Here is an 18875-nt window from a genome sequence, read left to right as displayed (position 1 = left end):
ATTGTGAGGGGTTACCGATGGATGAAATAATAAAGGAGTTACAAAAGTTAGGTTTTTCCCAGTACGAATGTAAAGCGTATATTGGACTATTAAAACATTATCCAGTAACAGGTTATGAAGTGAGTAAACAAACAGGCGTACCGCGTTCGATGATTTATGAAGTACTTGGCAAGTTGATGGATAAAGGAGCGGTGCATATCGTTCCTTCTGAACCAGTGAAATATGTACCAGTGCCAGCTACGGAATTAATGGATCGAATGCGAAAAGATTTTGAAAAGTCCTTTGAATTTTTAGACCGAAAATTAAATTGTTTAGAACAAGAGCGACAAATTGATGTAATTTCGCATATTCGCTCAAATGATCGTGTTTTGAAAGAAATATGCAATATAATTAATAGAGCAAAAGAAGAGTTATGGATTTCTGTATGGGAAAATCAAGTGCACGAGATTGAGCCGTTCATTCATCAAAAGGAAGCGGAAGGCGTACATATTTTTTCAATTTTATTTGGTGCTCCAGAAACAAAAATAGGAGCGACATTTCACCATAATTATATGACACCTCACGTCGTTGAAAAGAGAATGGGTGGTCATTTAACTGTTATCGCGCGTGATGGGGAAGAAGTATTAATTGCTAATTTTTCAAATGATAGCACTTCATGGGCCGTTACAACGTATGATCCAGCTTTAGTTCTCGTCGCTACAGAATATGTTCGGCACGACATTATGGTGGAGGAGATTACGAAGGAGTTTGGAGCTGATAAATTAGATACATTATGGCGTGAAAACATAGATTTAGTTCATGTCGTAACAGGAAAACGTACTATGGAAGAAATGGAGGGAGATAATGGTGAATAAAGCTCAAGCACATATGACACTGCAGAGCGATGATTCATTTCAGCAAGGTGTAAAGGATTGTTTACCAACTGTATTTGGATATTTGAGCATCGGTATAGCGGCTGGTGTTATTGCGAAAACAGCAGGTTTCTCGATCATAGAAATTGCTTTTATGTCCACATTAATTTACGCAGGTTCTGCTCAGTTTATATTAGCGGGTATGTATGCAGCGGGTGCCCCAGCCTCGGCAATTATTTTTACTGTGTTCTTTGTTAATTTACGTCACTTATTAATGAGTGCTGCACTCGCACCTTACTTCACTAAGATACCTCTTTTTAAAAATTTAATAATTGGTTCGCAAATTACAGATGAAACTTTCGGCGTTGCAGTGCAACAAGCAGCACAAAAAGGCCATTTAGGCGAGAAATGGATGATGGGACTTAATGTAACAGCATATTTAAATTGGATTTTAGCTACAGTTCTCGGAGGGCTTTTTGGAGAGTGGATACCAGATCCTCATACGTACGGAATGGATTATGCGTTACCAGCGATGTTTATCGGATTATTTGTACTTCAGCTAATAAGTAGTAAACCGAAACTAGCCATTCATCTAAGTGTTGCAATTGTAGCGATTATTATCGCATACGTTTCACACTTATTTATGCCAGATAGTATAGCAGTTATTATCGCAACACTTTTAGCTGCGACAATCGGGGTGGTGATTGAAAAATGGAAGTAAGATTGGACGTATTATTCTTTTTACTAGCAGCCGGAGTTGTCACACTCGTACCACGTATTTTACCTCTTCTCGTATTTAGTAAACTACAAATTCCAGACTGGGGTTTAAAATGGTTAAATTACATACCAATTGCGATATTAGCAGCACTTTTAGCACAAGTATTATTTATGCATGAGACAGTGCAGTGGGATTATATCATTGCGGCAATTCCTACATTTTTCGTAGCGATATATACTCGTAGTTTATTAGGAACAGTATTAACAGGAGTCATTGTAATTATTTTGTTACGTTTATTTTTCTAAAAAGGATTCAGCTCATATAATAGCGAAAGGTGTAATAACATGAAATATATAGGGGTGGTGTTATGATACTTTTAACGATAGGAGCAATATTGTTAACGTTGTTTATTTTTTTTATTATCGGTTTTATTACGTTTATGATGTTTGTTGATAAGGCGACACCTCAAATTTATTACACACCTTGTGAAACTATGACAATAAAATCTAAAGGTAAAAATAGAAGGAAGAAAAGTTGAATGAAGGCTTTTCTTTCTTCTATTTTTCTTGCTTTATAATGTTCTATAAAACGTTATAGAACATGCTAATGTAAAAGGGAAGTCATGTTGAGGAATTGTTCGTTTCATAAATATATCTTAAAAAGGAATTCAATTTAATATCAAGTTTGTGTATAAATGTTCTATACACAAGGGTAAAGCCTTTTGATATACCATACCCTAAAATGACACCCATACAATTAAAAATTACATCGTTTATATCGACATATCGAAAAGTGAATCCGGCATAAAGTGCTGATAAAAGTTGTAGAATTTCTAACAAGAATCCTAAGACAATTCCTGATAAAACAACTTGTTTGAAATTCGTCTTTTTTATGTAAGGAAAACCAAAGCCAAAAGGAATTGTTAGTAGTATATTAAGTAATGATGTTGTGATAGCGAAATGCTCCGTGTTGAATGGTATAAAATTAGCATCTCTCCAAACATTTTGTCCAATTTCTTTTTTCATATTTTCATCTATAATAATTGGGAATTGGGTATAATTAAGTACTACACAAAGGTACAAATAAAATATTGAAAAAAATAGTAAGTACATGTTCCTCTTTTTTAGGTGTAACTTAAAAAAGAGGAGTAAAAATAACCATATAATAAATGCTCCAATAAGAATAAAACCATCAAAGTCAATTAGCATGTTTAAAATCCCTCATATTTTCATATTTAAACTATGATGTCTATTATTAGACATCATAGTTTAGTAGCAATATTTTAATTAGATATTTTTCCGTTCCCTTTTACATTCTGTCCATCGTCATTTGTTTTCCAAATAAATAAGTAGTATTCATTTGAATTTGTATCAACATTGTATGCACCAGAGAAAGATTTATTTATGCCACCATTAACTGTTCCATAACTAGGGTCCGAACCCCATGCAGATCTGTACAGAGTATATTTTACATCGTAAGGTCCCATCGCTCCTCCATCAGTAGAATATACATATGCGCTCCCATTGATATATACACTTCCTTTAGACAGTGTGTGGAACTGTTTGTTTTTACTACCATCCACCACTCGATAGTCCATTTTAAAACTGTAACTACTAGATGCTGCTAATGTTGGTATAGCGAAACATGTCATTAAAGTTAAAGCTGTAATAATAGAAAAAATTTTTGTTTTCATGTTTTTCTCCCTGTTATTTTATTATTGAGAGGCCTTCTCAATAAAGATAATAATCCATTTAACTGTATATATAAATAATAAGATATAAAGATTTATAATTTTTACAATGGTTTTACAATCATTAAGAAAATGCCATATAGTTTCAATTTGTTTAAGATAAGATAGTTCAATTGTTAAAAAGTGATTAATGAATTCATTAAAATTGGTATGATTATATGGGGATCATGAATATACGACTTCAAAAGTATATTGAGGAGAATGAAGCAGCTGAACAATTCCTTGATACTATGAATTTCTAAGTTTAAAAGACTGTGGAATGATTTCAAGAAGATAGTGTAAAATAGATGAGATATAATAATTACATAAAAATTAAGGAGAAATTAATAGACCCGAACTTGGTATTATACCAAGTTCAGGTCAAAGCTGTTAATGAAATAAAGTGATTAGGTTTTTACTACCATTTCACAGTCACATTCCCGAAAGAACTAACAAAAATAACCCAAATAGAAAACTAATAAAGTGAAACTTTAATCAGTGGGGGGTATCCCCCACTGATTATTAGTTGAACCAATCGGGCGTTTACGGGCAGTTAATCTCTCACCTAACTTCTTTGCTTCAGCCGAATTTTGAGGTGGGAGTTTTACTGCCCGTTAATGCGGGATAAAAGAAAGAAAACCGATAGATATGGAAAAAACACGATTGTTTTTCCATTCGCGTGTGAAAATGATTAAACCTAAAACGCAAAGGAAAAACCAAATGGGTAGGAATATAAATTGACTAACTTTCTCAGGTAGTAATGAATAAAAATTTGTTAAATATAATATCCAATTCGCAAAGAATAGAGTGCATACGATGAATGATTGTAAGTGTGGTCGGTTTAGAAAAGTTCCTTTTTTAACCGTCATAAAAATGAGAGCTAATGCTGAAATGAAGGGAATTATTATGAATATGAGTAATAGTAATGTTAGTGGCATATGAAACTCCTTTACAAGATTTCTCTCTGAAACTTATATTCTTTCTCAACAAGGCAGATGCGCAGGTGGAAATTTTCATACCATTGCTCACGGCCTCTTTTTTTCGCTTCTTTATGTAAGGCGTTCCTTTTCCAATTTTCAATTGCTTCAAGTGACTCCCAATAAGAAATTGTAATTCCGAGTCCGGAATTATCACGTGCACTTTCGACACCTAAAAATCCAGGTTGCTGTTTCGCAAGGTCTTCCATTTTTTCAGCAACGGTACTATAGTCTGTTGTATCATTTGATAGGTTAGAAGTGAATATAACTGCATAATAGGGCTTGTTTTTTTCTAAATCATATTTCATTATTTTCCCCCTTAATGTATAGTGCGAATAATTAATTCATAGTTTGTATTTTAGCAGGTTAAAAAAAGAAGTAGAAGATTCTTATTTTTTTTAGGTGTTGTAAAACAGAGGATAGAAGGGATTTATATTAAGTAATCTAAAGTAAGAAAAATGCCACTTCAAAAAAAAGAAGTGGCATTTTTTATATTTCCTCTAAGCTATTAACTGGAACAGTTAATTCGCGTTTTGGATTTGTTACTTCATATATGCGGGCGGTTTCGTTGCTTTCATCGACGTGTTGAATCATAACAGGCATGCCTTGAAAACTGACATTGGCTTCTTCAGATGACTCGGAAAGCTCTTTTGCGCGTTGTATATTCATTTATATTCCTCCCATCATTATTATCTTTGCAAAAAAGGAGGAATAATATACCATTTCGAGACATTTTTAAAGTTTTTGTATTATTTGTAATGTTTCTTTAATAAAAGAAGAAAAGATGGAATCCGGGTAGGATTGTATCTTTTGAGCGGCTTCTGTAGCTTCCTCCAGAGCCCTTTTTTTATCGTTAAGTTTTACATAACAAAGGGCACGATATGCACCTGCTGTTGTAAGCCACGCTTGATCAAGTGGATGGTTCATATAATCCGGCATGATACCACGTTGCAATGCTTGTAAAGCTTCCTCGTAACGTTTCAATCCGTATAAAGCTTTTCCTTTTTCAAGATAATACAATCCGTCGTCTTGAAAAAGTGGCTCATCTTTTAGTTTCTCTCGAAATTGTTCTAGATGTTTTAATGCGATTGTATATTCATTAGTAATCGTGTTGTAGTAGTAAGCTTTTAAAATATCAATAATCGCAATGGATAGAGTATCTTCTGTAAAAATGGCAAATTGCTCAGATTTTTTTATGTAATATAAATATTGTTCTTTATCAGCTGTAATGACTTTTTGGTAAGATAAAATCCGATAAAATTCGTCTGTTTTAAAATATACTTGATGCTTTTTTGAAAACTCGAGTGCCTCTAATATTGTTTTTTCACATGTTTCATAATCGCCGCATGCTAGTAAAATGATGGCTTCATATAAACATAACTCGATATGTATAATGAGATCCATTTCTAAATGTTTCTCCTCATAATCATTTCTAATACTAGCTATAAGTTGTAAACATTCACCATACTTTTTACGTGTGAATATCGTAAAGGATAATTTTAATTTTGTTTCCGTACTGTCCCGGTATAACGTATATTTTTCAAAAATAGAAGTAGCCTTTTCAACGTAATATTCAATGTTGTAATCTTTCATAATCGCCGCAGCTGTTACAAATTGTTTATATAAACGAGCGGTATTTAAAGTAGAAGGTAGCTCTTTTTGAACGATAGGTAGTAAAGTCTCATATACTTCATCACATTTATTTGCCTTTATTAGTTGTTCCATTTGTTGAATGATTTCTACAATTTCTACATCATCTTCTTCTAGTAAAAAACTCGTTTCGCATCCAAGTTTTTCAGCGATGTATTGTAATGTTTTCATGGAAGGTGTAGCTTTTCCATTTTCAATTTGACTTAACATACTTTTTGTCAGTTCTGAACCTGCTAATTCAGTTTGAGTAAGCTTTTTTTCTTTTCGTAACGTTTTAATTTTCTCGCCGAGAGTAGCCATCATATGCTCCTTTATAATCAAAAAGTTAAATATAATTAAACTTTTCGTTGTAAAAATTGGAAAGTTTTATATATAATAAGTTTAACACAATTTAACTTTTAAAGGGAGAGTGTCATAATGGGGGATGTAAGTATAGGTCAAAATGATTGGAAAATGAAGATTGCAACGAGAAATATTATTTTAATGATGATTGGAAAAATGACGTCCTTGTTAGGGGCGGGTATTTATACGTTTGCAATGGGGTTATACGTATTAAAGACAACTGGTTCAGGTATGGGGTTTGCAACTACGCTCATTTGCGGATCAATACCAAGAATGATCTGTGGACCAATTGCAGGTGCTGTAGCTGACCGTGTGAACCGAAGATGGCTTGTCATTGGTACTGATTTATTAAGTAGCTTAACAATGCTTATTATGTTTATTCTTGCTACTATGTTTGGGCCATCACTTCTTTTTATTTATGTTTCAGCAGCATTATTATCAATTTGTGCAAGCTTTTATTCTGTAGCATTAACTTCGTCTATTCCTAATTTAGTAGACGAGGAGCGTATTCAAAAAGCGAGTGCTTTGAACCAGACGGCAGCATCTTTATCGAATATTTTAGCACCGATTATTGGAGGAGTTGTATTTGGTTTCTTTTCAATCAAAACATTTTTCCTGTTAAATAGTATTACATTCTTTTTAGCAGTTATTGTACAATTATTCATCGTATTTGATTTATATAAAAAAGAATTGGCCGAAAGTAAAGAGCATTTCTTGACGAGTATAAAAGAAGGTTTTTCATATGTAAAACGACAGCATGAAATATATGGTTTAATGAAAATTGCAGTAGGGGTAAACTTTTTTGCGAGTGCACTGTTCGTTTCACTTCCGTATATTATTGTTCAAAATTTGCATTTATCCTCGAAGCAACTCGGTGTTGTAGAGGGAATGTTAGCAGTCGGGATGCTAATTGGTGCAATTGTTTTATCAGTACGTAAAGAAGTGAATAATCCGTTTCGCTCTGTTTATATTGGGCTGTTTTTATTTGCGGGCTTGAGTTTATGTACAGTCTTTCCATTGTTAGTTACCATTCCGAAAGTAGTAAGTTTTATTTACTATATCGCTTTTATGATTTTAACTGGTATATCAATGATGGTTGTAAATATACCTATGCAAGTACATATTCAAAAGACGACAGACCCAAGCTATTTAGGACGCGTTTTCGGTTTACTTGAAACAATTTCTACCGCAATCGCACCGCTTGGTATGATTGTATATGGATTATTATTAGATATGTTACCGACTAGCATTGTTATGATGACATTAGGTGGAGGGTTATTATTAGTTGTATTAGTTGGAGTAAGAAAGCAAGTGGCGAAAAAGCAAGTGGATGTGTCGGCCTAAAAATAAGAAAGTAATAAAAAATTGACTGGAAATAATAAAAATGACCAAATTAGTATTTTAGTTTTTGAAACTCTTTTTCATGTATGTTACAGTATAGTGAGCAGGCAAAGAAAAGGAGAAAACATCATGAGAAAATTAAGTTTTGTAATGCTTTTTCTGTTAGTCGTAATGACTGGATGTAGTAATTATGACACGTATATTGAAACAGGTATGCAATCATTGAAAAATGAAAAATATAGTGATGCGATTATGTGGTTTGAAAAAGCGGAAAAAGAGAAATCAGGAAATGAAGCGAAGGCATATAAAGAAGTCGCTCAGTTACTAGATCGCGGTGCGACAGCATTAAAAGACGGTAAGTATTTAGAAACGAAAGATATTGCAAATGAAGTGTTACAAAAGAAAAAAGATGATGCACTTGAAAAAGCTGTGACATCAAATGCAGAGAATATGCTTCAAAAAGCAAAAGATGTGGAAGAGAAAGTAAATGAAAGAGTAGCGAAACGAAAAAAGGTAAATGAAGAAGGAATCGATAAATTAATTAAAGCTGTTGATAGTATAGATGATGTAAAAGAAAAAGAGAAAAAAGTTTCAGAAGCATTAGATAAGGCTGAAGAGGCACAAGCAAAAATTGAGGATAAGAAAAACAAATAGAGTTATAGTTTAAAAGGCTGTCGTGTATAACGACAGCCTTTTAATTTTTTTCTGCAAAAGAAGTAATGCTATGTAGTAAAAAAGAAATTATTTTAGAATTCCATCTGTCCTCATGATGAATGGTATAAATATTACGCTGAAATTCAAAATCAGGGATCGGTATATAGCATAGCTCATTTCGTTGTACTTCTTGCTCAATAGCAAGTTTTGAAATAAAGGCAACCCCATTACCATATTTTAAAATTTGTTTCATCGTTTCTAATGAATCTAGTTCAATTTCTGATTGGAATGTAATGTTATGTGCTAACGTCCATTGTGTAAGTAAATCTCTCGTTGTAGATGGGTTACGATGCAATAATATACGTTCTTTTTCGATATCTTGTAATGATACATTTGTTCTTTTAGAAAGATGATGTTCTTTGGAAAAGGCAAGAACAAGTGTATCAGGCATTACATTCATTTGTTTTAGAAGTGGTTCGTCAAACGGTGCCGCAGAAATTACCCCGAGATCAATTTCATGATTTTGTAGCATCGTTCGAATTTCAGGAGCTGTTTTTACTATGAGTGTTATTTTTATATTTGGAAATTCGCATTGAAATTGGTGAACAACTTCTGGTAAAAGATAAGTCGCGGGTACATAACTAGCACCAATTGTTATAGCGCCTTTATTAAAATCTTTAAACTCTTGTGTGACCCGCCTAGCTTCTTTCATAAGTGCATCTATTTTACAAGCATAATGATGCAACGCTTCACCAGCTTCTGTTAAGAAATACCTTCCGGAACGTAATTCAAATAAAGGCACACCAAGTTCCTCTTCTAAGCTTTTTATATGAAACGTAATAGTAGGTTGTTTAACGCCAAGTTTTTCTGCAACAATAGTAAGCTTTTTGTATTTCTTAATAAGCACTACAATTTCTAATTTTAAGAGATTCATGATAAGTTGGCCCCTTTTTCTTCTAACTATAGAAAAAATCTATAGAAATAAATAGTTTATTAGAGATTTTTTAATTTAATCTTTACAGTACATTAACATTCAGTATAAAACTTCCAGATAGAATGAAAGCAGGTTAAGAATGAGGGGAGAGAGGTGAAACGATGGATATTAAAATTCATGGATTAGAAAAGGCATTTGGGAAAACACAGGCGTTAAAGCCGTTACAGATTGTAATGAAAAAAGGGGAATTCACCACACTTTTAGGACCTTCAGGATGCGGGAAAACGACTTTACTTAGAATGATTGCAGGGCTTGAGGAACCGGATAAAGGTGAAATGTATTTTGGAGATAAGTGCATGTATTCTTCTGCTAAAAAGATAAAAACATCTCCTCATGAGCGGAATATCGGCATGGTATTTCAAGATTTTGCTTTATGGCCGCATATGACTGTATTTGAAAATGTTGCATTTGGTTTAAGGGCTACAAAGCAAACGAATCACTTAAGAGAAAAGGTAGAAGATGCGATAAAGCGAGTTCGTTTGCAAGGTATGGAGAAAAGATATCCGCATGAACTCTCAGGTGGACAGCAGCAACGTGTCGCATTTGCTAGAGCAATTGTAACGAAACCTCATTTTATTTTGTTCGATGAACCGTTAAGTGCACTCGATGCAATTTTGCGAGAAGAAATGCGATTAGAACTTATGGACATCGTTCATTCAATTGGTTTAACGGCATTGTATGTAACACATGATCAAACAGAAGCTATGTCAATGTCAGACCAAATTATTGTCATGAAGCAGGGTGAAGTATTACAAAAAGGAACACCAGAAGACATTTATGTGAAACCGTCTCATGAATTTGTTGCAAAATTTATTGGTAAGGCAAATTGGCTTGTAGAGGGGAAAAAAATGATTCGTCCAGAGCATGTGAGCTGGACAAAAAATGACTTGTGCGAAATGTATACAGGTGAAGTTCAGCACGTTACATATGTAGGAGAACGTTATGAAGTGAAAGTAAACATGGGGACACTCGGTGTATGGACAGCTTATCACAATAGTAAGCTAAGCGTTGGTAAACCGGTATCGTTATATGTACCAAAAAAATGTATTCATCATATAGGGGGAGAATCGTATGAAGAAATTCAGTTCGCTTAAGTCTTTATTTGTATGTACTTTACTATTTTCTGCTGTAGTAACAGGTTGTAGCTCAAAGACAGGCAGTGTAGATGCAAAAAATAAAAATGATAATGAAAAGAAAATTGTTGTATATAGTGCAGGACCAAAAGGATTAGCAGAAAAAATCCAAAAGGACTTTGAAAAGAAAACAGGGATAAAAGTAGAAATGTTTCAAGGAACAACAGGTAAGATTTTAGCAAGAATGGAGGCTGAAAAGAAAAATCCAGTCGTTGACGTTGTCGTACTTGCTTCTTTACCAGCGATGGAAGGATTAAAAAAAGATGGGCAAACGTTAGCTTATAAAGAAGCAAAACAAGCTGATAAGCTTCGTTCTGAATGGTCGGATGATAAAGGACATTATTTTGGATATAGTGCTTCAGCATTAGGAATTGTGTATAACACAAAAAATGTGAAGACAGCACCTGAAGATTGGAGCGATATAACGAAAGGAGAATGGAAAGGGAAAGTGAATCTTCCAGATCCAGCACTTTCAGGTTCAGCTTTAGACTTTGTAACAGGATATGTGAAAAAGAATGGACAAGATGGATGGAATTTATTTGAACAGCTTAAGAAAAATGAAGTTACAGTAGCTGGGGCAAACCAAGAAGCGTTAGACCCAGTTGTAACAGGAGCGAAAGATATGGTAATCGCGGGTGTTGACTATATGACGTACAGTGCAAAAGCAAAGGGTGAACCGGTTGATATCGTATATCCAAAAAGCGGAACAGTCATTAGTCCACGTGCAGCAGGCATTATGAAGGATAGTAAAAATGTAGAAGGTGCAAAAGAGTTTATTGATTATTTATTATCAGATGATGTGCAAAAACAAGTTTCTAAAGCGTATTTGTTGCCAGGTAGAAAAGATATAAAAGCTGAAAATAGACCGAATGTAGAAGAGATTCCAGTATTAAATATTGATTGGAAAACAGTTGAGAAAGAACAAGATGAAATAGCAAAACAATTTAAGAAAGTATTTCAATAAGATGGTGATTACATGGTAAATCGATTCGTATCAGTAAGACAAGTTGGAATGACAGTAGCGTTGTTACTTGTGGCGATGTTAATCGTCATTCCGCTTTTTCTCATTTTATTTTCTAGTGTATATGAAAATAGCAGTTGGAATTTTTTAAAGCCTTTTGAAGTCATGCAGAGTGGTGGATTAGCTGGTATTTTTCTAAATTCGATGCTTCTAGGTGTACTCGTTGTAATAGGAGCTACAATATTTGCGTTTCCATTGGCGTTCATTATGAGCAAAACAGATGTAGGAAAGTATAGTAAGTTAGATATTGTTTTTATGATCCCATTTATGACCCCGCCCTATATCGGATCGATGGGCTGGATTTTGTTCATGCAACCTAACGGTTATTTTGAACGATTTTTTCCGGCTTTAAAGCCGATTTCATCATCGTTTTTTAGTTTAGGCGGTATGGTTTTAATTATGAGTCTGCATTTATTCCCATTCCTTTACTTCATGTTGAAAAACACGTTACTTCAGATTGGGAGTAGTAAAGAAGAAGCTGCAGCAGTTCATGGTGGAAGTTTTTTCTATCGCTTAAGAAAGATAATACTACCGTTATTGTTATCAAGTTATGTAATGGGTGCTTTACTCATTTTCGTAAAGACGATTGCTGAATTTGGAACACCAGCTACATTCGGACGTAGAATAGGATTCCATGTGTTAACATCTGAGATTCATAAATTTATCTCTAGTTGGCCGATTGATTTTGGCAGTGCCACAGCATTATCTTCTTTATTACTTAGTGCGTGTATGCTCATTTGGTATATGCAAAATGTATTGAATCGAAAGTATACATATGCAATGGTTAGTGGAAAAGGTGTGAAATCTAAAAGGTATACTTTGTCTATATTTGCGCGCGTTATAGCATGGGTTTATGTAATTGGCTTACTAATAGTAGCAATTGGAATCCCATACTTTTCTATACTTATTGCTTCTTTGTCGAAGTTAAGAGGCGGTGGCTTACATTTTAATAACTTTACAACAAGCCATTATGAAGCATTATTTACAATTGGTTCTCCAGGATTAGAAGCTTTATGGAACAGTTTTCTTTTTTCACTCGTAACGGCGATTGTTGCTGTAATTATTGGCGTATTTTTGGCGCTTATGATTCGAAAGGGGAAAAAGTCCTCTGAAAAATGGCTTGATATGTGCGGCATGTTACCGAATATGGTACCAGGAATAGTGATGGTTGTAGGGCTTATTTTATTTTGGAATTCACCCTATATGCCTATGTCAATTTACAATACACCAGTCATGGTTATCGTAACGTATGTTGTTCTCTTTTTACCTTATACGGTGCAGTATGTAAAAGCATCGCTCGGACAAATTGATGATTCTCTTGTACAGGCAGGAAGTATTTTTTCCGGGAATTATATTTATATTTTTAGAAAAATAATATTGCCGCTTATTATTCCAGGAATTCTTGCTGGATGGGCGATGACATTTACGATTTCGATAAGAGAGTTAGTAGCCTCGCTTCTCGTACTACCTCCATCAGTAGAAACGTCAGCAACGTTTATTTTTGCTCAATTTGAACAAGGAGAAGTATCTATAGGAATGGCAATGGCTGTTGTTTCTGTTGGGCTTACAACAATGTGCTTATTACTTCTGCAACATATGGAGCAAAAACGAAAAGGGGTAGCATGATGAGGATGGAAGTATGGGGAGGAGCGGGAGAATACGGTCGTTCCTGCTATTTTGTAAAAAATAAAGAGACAAAAATAGTATTTGATTGTGGTATTAATCGATCATATGAGGATAGTTATCCTAAAATAGAAAGAGAAGTTGTTCCATTTTTGGATGCAGTATTTTTATCACATATTCATGAAGACCATACGATGGGTTTACCTTTATTGACGAAGTATGGATATAAGAAAAAAATTTGGACGACTCGTTATACGAAGGAGCAACTTCCAGCTTATTTTGAAAAATGGGGAAACTACAATCTTTCAAAAGGGTGGAATTTACCTTATAACGATCAAAATATTAAAGATTTAAATTATGTATGTATTGATGAGATTAGTAATCCAAATGAATGGATACAGATTACACCAACGTTGAGGTTTCAATGGGGGTATAGTGGGCATGTATTAGGAGCTGTTTGGTTTTTAGTGGATATGTGTAATACATACGTATTTTATTCTGGTGATTATTCAGCAGAATCTAATATACTACGAGCTAATTTACCTGAAGATTTGCGAAGCGATATAAAAATTGCAATTGTAGATGCCGCTTATCACACTGATGATGTTTCACAAAAGGAACGAGTAGACGAATTATGTGCAGAAATTGAACGAGTTGCTCAAAATAAAGGAACGGCATTACTACCACTGCCCTCACTTGGTAGGGCGCAAGATATAGTATTGTATTTATATGAACGATATCAAGAACTTCCAATTATAGTAGATAAAGAAATTTTTGCTGGATTTGAAGAGATGTTCATATATAAAGATTGGTTAAAAAATAATGAAAAACTTGAACGGGTTGTGGAGGATTTAAAAAGAAACATAATAGTTATGGATAAGGAAATTTGTATGCAAAATAGTTACGGAATAGTTGTAATGAGTGATGCGAATATGCAAACGAAACGAGCACAGTTGTATTATGAACAACTTCGGCATGAAGAACGAAATTCGATTATCTTTACTGGACATATTGCTAAAGGAAGTTTTGCAGAAAAAGTTTTGAAGGAACGTGTAGGTAAAGAATGTAGGGTGAAGCGAGTTCCATATAAAGTTCATCAAAGTATAAGTGACGTTAAGGAAATGTTAAATACACTATTACCAGAACATACGGTGTTAGTACATGCTTTGAAAGAGGATACGGATCGATTGCAGGAAAAGCTTAGCATAGCAGGATATGAAAATGTGTATTCACTTGCAATGGAATGTGTAGAAGTCATATAAAATGTAAAGGAGATTGGTATATGAAAAAAGTATTTGTATTCGTAAGTATTTTCTTTTGTTGTTTCCTTTATAACGTTAAGGAAGGTTTTGCTGCTAGTCCAATGAAACCTAGCTTTGAAGTGAAGTTATTATTAAAGCCAGAACAAGTATTAGGTTATAACAAAGAGATGAAGCAAGAGGTACTAGAATATTTTCAGGCTGGTACAAATTATGAAAGAATACAGGTGCAATTTTTAGATACGGCAAATAAAAATTTAAGTAATGAAGGTTGGTTTGCGAGAATTCGAAAGAAAGAATTTAGTAAAGATTTTGAGCTAACATATAAAAAAAGATATCCTATTCAAAATGGTGTAATTCAAGAAGCACTAGAAGTGGCTAAAAAGGATGGATTTGATAGTAAAACTGATAATTATGAGGCGGAAATAGATTGGGGATTTAAGAAGAAAACGTTAAGTATTTCAAATAAGAAAAGTTACAGTGCTAAAGGATATGGAGTACTTGATTTACCAAACGAACGAGCCGCTCAAAACATGTTAATAGAAAAGTTGCCAGGGAAAATGAACAAATGGTTGTATACGAATTGGGGAGAAGAAATGCTCAAGAATTCTCGTATTTATGGTCCTGTATTAATGAAAAGGTATACAGCTGAATTTGAAAATATTAAAACGAATATTGAAGTTTGGCCACTAAGTAATACCGGGAAGATAGAAGATGACTTCGTAATAGAAGTGTCGTTTAAAACAACTGAGGAAAGTATCGCGACAAAACAAAGAGAATTATTAATGGCGAGTATAGAGAAAAAAGGATGGTTGTTACCGAAAGATAGTTTGAAGACAGAGCTTATTTTTCAGTAAATAGGAAAGAAGGAATCCATGGCACATGGATTCCTTCTTCTAATATATGAGTATTAAGCTAAATCAGCTGACACGAACATATCATTATTTTGAAGGTTTTTAGAGCGTAAACTATAAGCAACTACCTTCTTTTTATGTTGTTTTACTACATCAACATGCTCTTCATGACTATAAATATAAAATGTAAAATCTTTTTTGCCACGTTTTGCAGTGATAATTAAAGGAGTGCCTTCATTGTGTGGTGGTGCATAATAGCGATCTAAAAATAATCCTTCGTTAAAATCATGAATAATTTTGGATTTCTTTTCGCCTTCTAAGTTATTTCCATTGATTGTAACAGTCACATTCTCTTCTTCAAGTTGTGGATGTGTTTCGTACTTGCTAATAATGGATTCAATAGCAGAGTTAGGAAGGCTAGAAACAATAATTTTAAATGCTCCAAATACAACTAACATTACAATAAACCAAGTCGTCATAGTATTTCATCCCCTTTATCCCACAGTAACGGTCCGTAAAATCCTGGTTGGTGCGGGCTAATAATCAGTGTGGGATAGATACCCCGTACTGACTAAAATTTCACTTTATCCTATTTAACAATATAACTCATGTGGCAATAGTACATATGGTGAAGTTTTGTATAATTTGTGAAAAATATTCCATTTTTATGAACGAAATATTAGAAAAATCAATTTTGTTACAAAAAGTTGAAATCGAAGTATTTTAAAAGAAAAAGGTTTATAATAAAAATATAACTAATAACAACATTACTAATTATAAGGAAGTGTAACTATGAGTACTGTAACAATCGTATATGGTATTATTCTTTCTACAATTATCGTTTTATTTATTGTCGGGGTATCGCGTTATATTCATAAGTGGAAAGAAGGAGTTGCGAAATTAAATCACATTGAAGAAGAACTTAGTGATTTAATGTTACATCATGGTAAGTAAAAAGTTTATTTTTTAACTAAATAATGTGAAAAAAATCACAAAACATGCTCTCATCATGAAGGCATGTTTTTTTGTTATGTGAATGATAGGCACATTCATACATTTTTTCCATACGATACAGTGTGAAAGTAGAAATGTTCGGAGTGGAAAAGAGGGATAAAATGAGTAGTTCAGGCTATGTTCCAGATAATAAAAATTTAAAGAAAAGCTCAGGAACTCCAAACCTTTTCTTTGATTCGAGAAAAAATGTCTTTTTTAAAAGAGATGAGAAAAACGTTGCATATGAAGTTACCTCAACGCAGTTACCTGCGATGATAGGAGGGGCGTTTGTTGATTTATTTATGACGAAAGGGCATATGCGGGAACCACATTGGCATCCGAATGCGTGGGAATTAGATGTTGTTGTATCAGGAGAAGCAGTTACATCCATTTTAAATCCCGAAACGAATCAATTGCAAAATTATCATGTGAAAGCGGGGCAAACTGTCTTTATTCCAATGGGATGGTGGCATTGGATTACAGCGGTAACAGAAGAAGTACAATTACATTTGTTCTTCAATAACGATCAGTTTGAAACAGCAGAAGGATCAGACATACTTAGATTAACACCGCCAGAAGTATTTCAAGCTGCATACGGTGTAAGTGCAGAAAAATTAGGAAAGGACCTTTCGCCAATTAAGGAGTCAGTTGTAATTGGTCCTCCTAACTCAAATCGACTAAATAGCGTTAAAGAAAGTGACGACTCAAATATAGTTGTTACGTTAAATGGACAAATAACATCATGTGAAATAGAGTAACTCTTTCTTTTTTTAGGAAGAGTTACTCTATTTTGTATAATTTTGTATTTTTATTCGTTATAATTATTATATAGAAGGGAATTTATAGAGGGGGCATATTGTGAACATATTAAAGATTATAGGAATTGTTGCAGGAGTGATTGTAGTAGCTGTTATAGCTTTCTTTGTTATTATGAAGTACTATTTGTCAAAAGAAGATCCTGATTACGTATTAAAGTACATAAAAGAACATAAAGGTGATGAAACATGTTCATTACTTATTAGAAAAAACGGTGAAGTAGTAACATCTGTAAATGAAAATAAAAAATTACCATTAGCAAGTACGGCAAAAATCGTAATAGCAGTTGAATTTGCTAAGCAAGTGTCAGAAGGAAAAATAAGTCGAGATGAACAAATTTCATTGCAGGATTTAGAAAAATATTATGTTAAAAACACTGATGGTGGAGCGCATCCTGACTGGTTAGAAGATTCAAAAGTGAGAGAGTTAGTGCAAAATGGACAGATTGCTTTAGAAGAAGTGGCTAAAGGGATGATTCATTATAGTTCTAATGCGAATACAACATATTTGTTAGATAAGCTTGGAATAGAAAGAGTAAATGATAGTTTAAAAGAGTTAGAACTTACTAGTCATGACAAGTTCTCTTCGTATACTGCTTCACTATATATGAGAGGGTATGTAGAAAAAGAGCTTAATGAGCCAGAAAATCAATCGTTAGAAATGATACGTAACATGTCTAATGATGAATATAATAAACACGTGTTACAAATACATGAATGGATGAAAGATGAAAGTGAATGGAAGAAACGTGATATACCATTAAAAATAGATATGGAATTCCAGCGTATTTGGTCAGATCGATTAGTGAGTGCAAATGCTAAAGATTATTTGAGTTTAATGGAAAAGATAAATAGTAGAAATTATTTTCCAAAATCAATGCAAGATGAAATTGATAATGTTTTTAAAGGAACAGTTGAAAATAGTAAGTTGGAATATGCTGGTCAAAAAGGTGGTTCTACCGCATTCGTATTGACAAAAAGTTTGTATACTACAGATAAGAAAGGGAATAAGGTAGAAGTTGTAATTATGTTTAACGATATAGAAGATCAAGTTGCATATCAAAAGCTGAGAAATAATATAGATTATTTTATTCAAGATGCTATAACAGATGAAGAATTCAGAAGAAAGTTATAATGGAATAATTTTATTATGTAAACAAAAGAGCGCTTTTTAAAAGGCGCTCTTTTCTATTCATGATACAGGATTTCCTATTTACTGCATGGAATATAGATTGAAACTAAGAAAGGAAGTTGAATAATGACTACAGTATATTTCGTTCGCCACGCTCACTCTACATATACAAAGGAAGAAAGGGAACGTCCCTTATCTGAAGAAGGAGAGATTGATGCAGGTAATGTAACAAGTTTGTTAAAGGATAAAAAAATTGATGTTGTTATTTCTAGCCCGTATAAAAGGGCGATTCAAACCGTGCAAGGAATTGCGAATACATATAATTTATCAATACAACTGGAAGAAGATTTACGGGAAAGGTTATTAAGTAAAGAGCCAGTAACAGATTTGAACGATGCTATTCAGAAGGTATGGGAAGACTGGACTTTTGCATACGAAGGCGGAGAATCAAATGATGTAGCGCAGAGGCGTGCTGTATTATGTATGCAAAATATATTGGGAAAATATAAAGGGAAGAATATTGTAATAGGCACTCATGGGAATATTATGGTATTACTAATGAATTATTTTGATTCGAAATATGATTTTCAGTTTTGGAAAACACTTCATATGCCCGATGTGTACAAATTAACTTTTGATAATAATCGTTTCATTTCTGCTGAAAGAATAGAGAAAACAGGTCATCGGATAAACATTTTGTAAAAGTTTATCAAAAAAAGAGGAAAGAGAGAAAGTATTGTAGAAGTATGACTTTGTAACATAAAAAATATTTGTTAAAGGAGGCTGTTT

The 18875-nt window shown here is 33.6% G+C and carries 24 protein-coding genes; 16 read left to right on the top strand and 8 right to left on the bottom strand.

Annotated features, from left to right (window positions below):
- Positions 1–17 precede the first annotated feature (17 nt).
- The 4 genes from CQ058_RS05285 (at position 18) to CQ058_RS05270 (ending at position 2107) form a co-directional block, all read left to right on the top strand.
- Positions 18–854, top strand: a complete 837-nt coding sequence (locus CQ058_RS05285; protein ID WP_002189088.1) for a TrmB family transcriptional regulator — start codon at positions 18–20, stop codon at positions 852–854.
- A complete protein-coding gene (locus CQ058_RS05280; RefSeq protein ID WP_002126646.1) occupies positions 844–1572 on the top strand; it encodes an AzlC family ABC transporter permease in 729 nt (242 codons plus the stop codon). Before CQ058_RS05285 ends, CQ058_RS05280 begins: the two co-directional genes overlap by 11 nt.
- Positions 1563–1874, top strand: coding sequence for an AzlD domain-containing protein (locus tag CQ058_RS05275; RefSeq protein WP_105589511.1), 312 nt, complete (start codon positions 1563–1565; stop codon positions 1872–1874). The genes CQ058_RS05280 and CQ058_RS05275 overlap by 10 nt, the downstream gene beginning before the upstream one ends.
- 62 nt (positions 1875–1936) lie before the next feature.
- Positions 1937–2107, top strand: coding sequence for a DUF3951 domain-containing protein (locus tag CQ058_RS05270; RefSeq protein WP_002011981.1), 171 nt, complete (start codon positions 1937–1939; stop codon positions 2105–2107).
- Between the two features lie 82 nt (positions 2108–2189).
- Here CQ058_RS05270 and CQ058_RS05265 read toward each other — a convergent pair whose 3' ends face one another.
- The 6 genes from CQ058_RS05265 to CQ058_RS05240 all read right to left on the bottom strand — a co-directional run bounded on the left by CQ058_RS05265 (position 2190) and on the right by CQ058_RS05240 (position 6225).
- Positions 2190–2777 (bottom strand): VanZ family protein, encoded by a 588-nt coding sequence (locus tag CQ058_RS05265; RefSeq protein ID WP_002189089.1) that lies wholly within the window; start codon positions 2775–2777, stop codon positions 2190–2192.
- A gap of 74 nt (positions 2778–2851) precedes the next feature.
- Complete coding sequence (locus CQ058_RS05260; protein ID WP_002011979.1) at positions 2852–3262, bottom strand: hypothetical protein; 411 nt, start codon at positions 3260–3262, stop codon at positions 2852–2854.
- Between the two features lie 650 nt (positions 3263–3912).
- Positions 3913–4236, bottom strand: a complete 324-nt coding sequence (locus tag CQ058_RS05255) for a hypothetical protein (RefSeq protein ID WP_002189090.1) — start codon at positions 4234–4236, stop codon at positions 3913–3915.
- An 11-nt stretch (positions 4237–4247) separates the two neighbouring features.
- Positions 4248–4583 (bottom strand): antibiotic biosynthesis monooxygenase family protein, encoded by a 336-nt coding sequence (locus tag CQ058_RS05250; RefSeq protein WP_002141167.1) that lies wholly within the window; start codon positions 4581–4583, stop codon positions 4248–4250.
- A 181-nt stretch (positions 4584–4764) separates the two neighbouring features.
- Positions 4765–4944 (bottom strand): H-type small acid-soluble spore protein, encoded by a 180-nt coding sequence (locus tag CQ058_RS05245; RefSeq protein ID WP_001025736.1) that lies wholly within the window; start codon positions 4942–4944, stop codon positions 4765–4767.
- A gap of 66 nt (positions 4945–5010) precedes the next feature.
- A complete protein-coding gene (locus tag CQ058_RS05240) occupies positions 5011–6225 on the bottom strand; it encodes a helix-turn-helix domain-containing protein (protein WP_002189092.1) in 1215 nt (404 codons plus the stop codon).
- A gap of 117 nt (positions 6226–6342) precedes the next feature.
- On the opposite strand from CQ058_RS05240, the gene CQ058_RS05235 reads away from it, so the two are divergent.
- Together CQ058_RS05235 and CQ058_RS05230 are read left to right on the top strand one after the other, a co-directional pair.
- On the top strand, positions 6343–7611 hold the full coding sequence (locus CQ058_RS05235; protein ID WP_002193126.1) for an MFS transporter: 1269 nt from the start codon (positions 6343–6345) through the stop codon (positions 7609–7611).
- Positions 7612–7737: 126 nt separating this feature from the next.
- On the top strand, positions 7738–8262 hold the full coding sequence (locus CQ058_RS05230) for an outer membrane protein assembly factor BamD (RefSeq protein ID WP_002086429.1): 525 nt from the start codon (positions 7738–7740) through the stop codon (positions 8260–8262).
- A 40-nt stretch (positions 8263–8302) separates the two neighbouring features.
- Here the strand turns inward: CQ058_RS05230 and CQ058_RS05225 are convergent, their stop codons facing one another.
- Positions 8303–9196, bottom strand: coding sequence for a LysR family transcriptional regulator (locus CQ058_RS05225; protein ID WP_002126660.1), 894 nt, complete (start codon positions 9194–9196; stop codon positions 8303–8305).
- A 161-nt stretch (positions 9197–9357) separates the two neighbouring features.
- On the opposite strand from CQ058_RS05225, the gene CQ058_RS05220 reads away from it, so the two are divergent.
- Genes CQ058_RS05220 through CQ058_RS05200 form a run of 5 tightly spaced genes read left to right on the top strand, consistent with a single transcriptional unit; the run spans position 9358 to position 15149 of the window.
- A complete protein-coding gene (locus tag CQ058_RS05220; protein ID WP_002186208.1) occupies positions 9358–10350 on the top strand; it encodes an ABC transporter ATP-binding protein in 993 nt (330 codons plus the stop codon).
- Positions 10328–11353 carry an ABC transporter substrate-binding protein gene (locus CQ058_RS05215; protein ID WP_002186207.1) on the top strand — a complete coding sequence of 342 codons (1026 nt, stop codon included), beginning with the start codon at positions 10328–10330 and terminating at the stop codon, positions 11351–11353. The genes CQ058_RS05220 and CQ058_RS05215 overlap by 23 nt, the downstream gene beginning before the upstream one ends.
- 12 nt (positions 11354–11365) lie before the next feature.
- Positions 11366–13036 carry an ABC transporter permease gene (locus tag CQ058_RS05210; protein ID WP_105589510.1) on the top strand — a complete coding sequence of 557 codons (1671 nt, stop codon included), beginning with the start codon at positions 11366–11368 and terminating at the stop codon, positions 13034–13036.
- Complete coding sequence (locus tag CQ058_RS05205; RefSeq protein ID WP_002193124.1) at positions 13033–14295, top strand: MBL fold metallo-hydrolase; 1263 nt, start codon at positions 13033–13035, stop codon at positions 14293–14295. The genes CQ058_RS05210 and CQ058_RS05205 overlap by 4 nt, the downstream gene beginning before the upstream one ends.
- Before the next feature lie 20 nt (positions 14296–14315).
- Positions 14316–15149: a hypothetical protein gene (locus CQ058_RS05200; protein WP_002193123.1), complete on the top strand. Its 834-nt coding sequence runs from the start codon at positions 14316–14318 to the stop codon at positions 15147–15149.
- 53 nt (positions 15150–15202) lie between these two features.
- Here CQ058_RS05200 and CQ058_RS05195 read toward each other — a convergent pair whose 3' ends face one another.
- Positions 15203–15625: a YfmQ family protein gene (locus CQ058_RS05195; protein ID WP_002168706.1), complete on the bottom strand. Its 423-nt coding sequence runs from the start codon at positions 15623–15625 to the stop codon at positions 15203–15205.
- A gap of 131 nt (positions 15626–15756) precedes the next feature.
- Here CQ058_RS05195 and CQ058_RS05190 point away from each other — a divergent pair, with 131 nt between their 5' ends.
- From CQ058_RS05190 to CQ058_RS05170, 5 genes are all read left to right on the top strand, one after another.
- Positions 15757–15873 (top strand): hypothetical protein, encoded by a 117-nt coding sequence (locus CQ058_RS05190; protein WP_002031004.1) that lies wholly within the window; start codon positions 15757–15759, stop codon positions 15871–15873.
- 65 nt (positions 15874–15938) lie between these two features.
- Complete coding sequence (locus tag CQ058_RS05185; RefSeq protein WP_000109008.1) at positions 15939–16100, top strand: hypothetical protein; 162 nt, start codon at positions 15939–15941, stop codon at positions 16098–16100.
- A gap of 161 nt (positions 16101–16261) precedes the next feature.
- The gene (locus CQ058_RS05180) at positions 16262–16897 is read left to right on the top strand and encodes a cupin domain-containing protein (protein WP_002193122.1); all 636 of its coding nucleotides are present in this window, start codon (positions 16262–16264) and stop codon (positions 16895–16897) included.
- 100 nt (positions 16898–16997) lie between these two features.
- Positions 16998–18089 carry a serine hydrolase gene (locus CQ058_RS05175; protein WP_002193121.1) on the top strand — a complete coding sequence of 364 codons (1092 nt, stop codon included), beginning with the start codon at positions 16998–17000 and terminating at the stop codon, positions 18087–18089.
- 123 nt (positions 18090–18212) lie between these two features.
- A complete protein-coding gene (locus CQ058_RS05170) occupies positions 18213–18788 on the top strand; it encodes a histidine phosphatase family protein (RefSeq protein WP_105589509.1) in 576 nt (191 codons plus the stop codon).
- The last annotated feature ends 87 nt before the right edge of the window (positions 18789–18875 follow it).

The sequence above is a fragment of the Bacillus sp. MYb56 genome, assembly GCF_002976445.1.
Classification (GTDB): Bacteria; Bacillota; Bacilli; order Bacillales; family Bacillaceae_G; genus Bacillus_A; species Bacillus_A mycoides.
Note: the sequence above shows the minus strand (reverse complement) of the source record. Positions and strands in the feature narration are given on the sequence as shown.

Excerpts from the sequence above, each read along its gene's own strand:
- CQ058_RS05285 (WP_002189088.1), top strand. The coding sequence starts at position 18 with ATGGATGAAATAATAAAGGAGTTACAAAAGTTAGGTTTTTCCCAGTAC.
- CQ058_RS05280 (WP_002126646.1), top strand. The coding sequence starts at position 844 with ATGGTGAATAAAGCTCAAGCACATATGACACTGCAGAGCGATGATTCA.
- CQ058_RS05275 (WP_105589511.1), top strand. The coding sequence starts at position 1,563 with ATGGAAGTAAGATTGGACGTATTATTCTTTTTACTAGCAGCCGGAGTT.
- CQ058_RS05270 (WP_002011981.1), top strand. The coding sequence starts at position 1,937 with ATGATACTTTTAACGATAGGAGCAATATTGTTAACGTTGTTTATTTTT.
- CQ058_RS05265 (WP_002189089.1), bottom strand. The coding sequence starts at position 2,777 with ATGCTAATTGACTTTGATGGTTTTATTCTTATTGGAGCATTTATTATA.
- CQ058_RS05260 (WP_002011979.1), bottom strand. The coding sequence starts at position 3,262 with ATGAAAACAAAAATTTTTTCTATTATTACAGCTTTAACTTTAATGACA.
- CQ058_RS05255 (WP_002189090.1), bottom strand. The coding sequence starts at position 4,236 with ATGCCACTAACATTACTATTACTCATATTCATAATAATTCCCTTCATT.
- CQ058_RS05250 (WP_002141167.1), bottom strand. The coding sequence starts at position 4,583 with ATGAAATATGATTTAGAAAAAAACAAGCCCTATTATGCAGTTATATTC.
- CQ058_RS05245 (WP_001025736.1), bottom strand. The coding sequence starts at position 4,944 with ATGAATATACAACGCGCAAAAGAGCTTTCCGAGTCATCTGAAGAAGCC.
- CQ058_RS05240 (WP_002189092.1), bottom strand. The coding sequence starts at position 6,225 with ATGGCTACTCTCGGCGAGAAAATTAAAACGTTACGAAAAGAAAAAAAG.
- CQ058_RS05235 (WP_002193126.1), top strand. The coding sequence starts at position 6,343 with ATGGGGGATGTAAGTATAGGTCAAAATGATTGGAAAATGAAGATTGCA.
- CQ058_RS05230 (WP_002086429.1), top strand. The coding sequence starts at position 7,738 with ATGAGAAAATTAAGTTTTGTAATGCTTTTTCTGTTAGTCGTAATGACT.
- CQ058_RS05225 (WP_002126660.1), bottom strand. The coding sequence starts at position 9,196 with ATGAATCTCTTAAAATTAGAAATTGTAGTGCTTATTAAGAAATACAAA.
- CQ058_RS05220 (WP_002186208.1), top strand. The coding sequence starts at position 9,358 with ATGGATATTAAAATTCATGGATTAGAAAAGGCATTTGGGAAAACACAG.
- CQ058_RS05215 (WP_002186207.1), top strand. The coding sequence starts at position 10,328 with ATGAAGAAATTCAGTTCGCTTAAGTCTTTATTTGTATGTACTTTACTA.
- CQ058_RS05210 (WP_105589510.1), top strand. The coding sequence starts at position 11,366 with ATGGTAAATCGATTCGTATCAGTAAGACAAGTTGGAATGACAGTAGCG.
- CQ058_RS05205 (WP_002193124.1), top strand. The coding sequence starts at position 13,033 with ATGATGAGGATGGAAGTATGGGGAGGAGCGGGAGAATACGGTCGTTCC.
- CQ058_RS05200 (WP_002193123.1), top strand. The coding sequence starts at position 14,316 with ATGAAAAAAGTATTTGTATTCGTAAGTATTTTCTTTTGTTGTTTCCTT.
- CQ058_RS05195 (WP_002168706.1), bottom strand. The coding sequence starts at position 15,625 with ATGACGACTTGGTTTATTGTAATGTTAGTTGTATTTGGAGCATTTAAA.
- CQ058_RS05185 (WP_000109008.1), top strand. The coding sequence starts at position 15,939 with ATGAGTACTGTAACAATCGTATATGGTATTATTCTTTCTACAATTATC.
- CQ058_RS05180 (WP_002193122.1), top strand. The coding sequence starts at position 16,262 with ATGAGTAGTTCAGGCTATGTTCCAGATAATAAAAATTTAAAGAAAAGC.
- CQ058_RS05170 (WP_105589509.1), top strand. The coding sequence starts at position 18,213 with ATGACTACAGTATATTTCGTTCGCCACGCTCACTCTACATATACAAAG.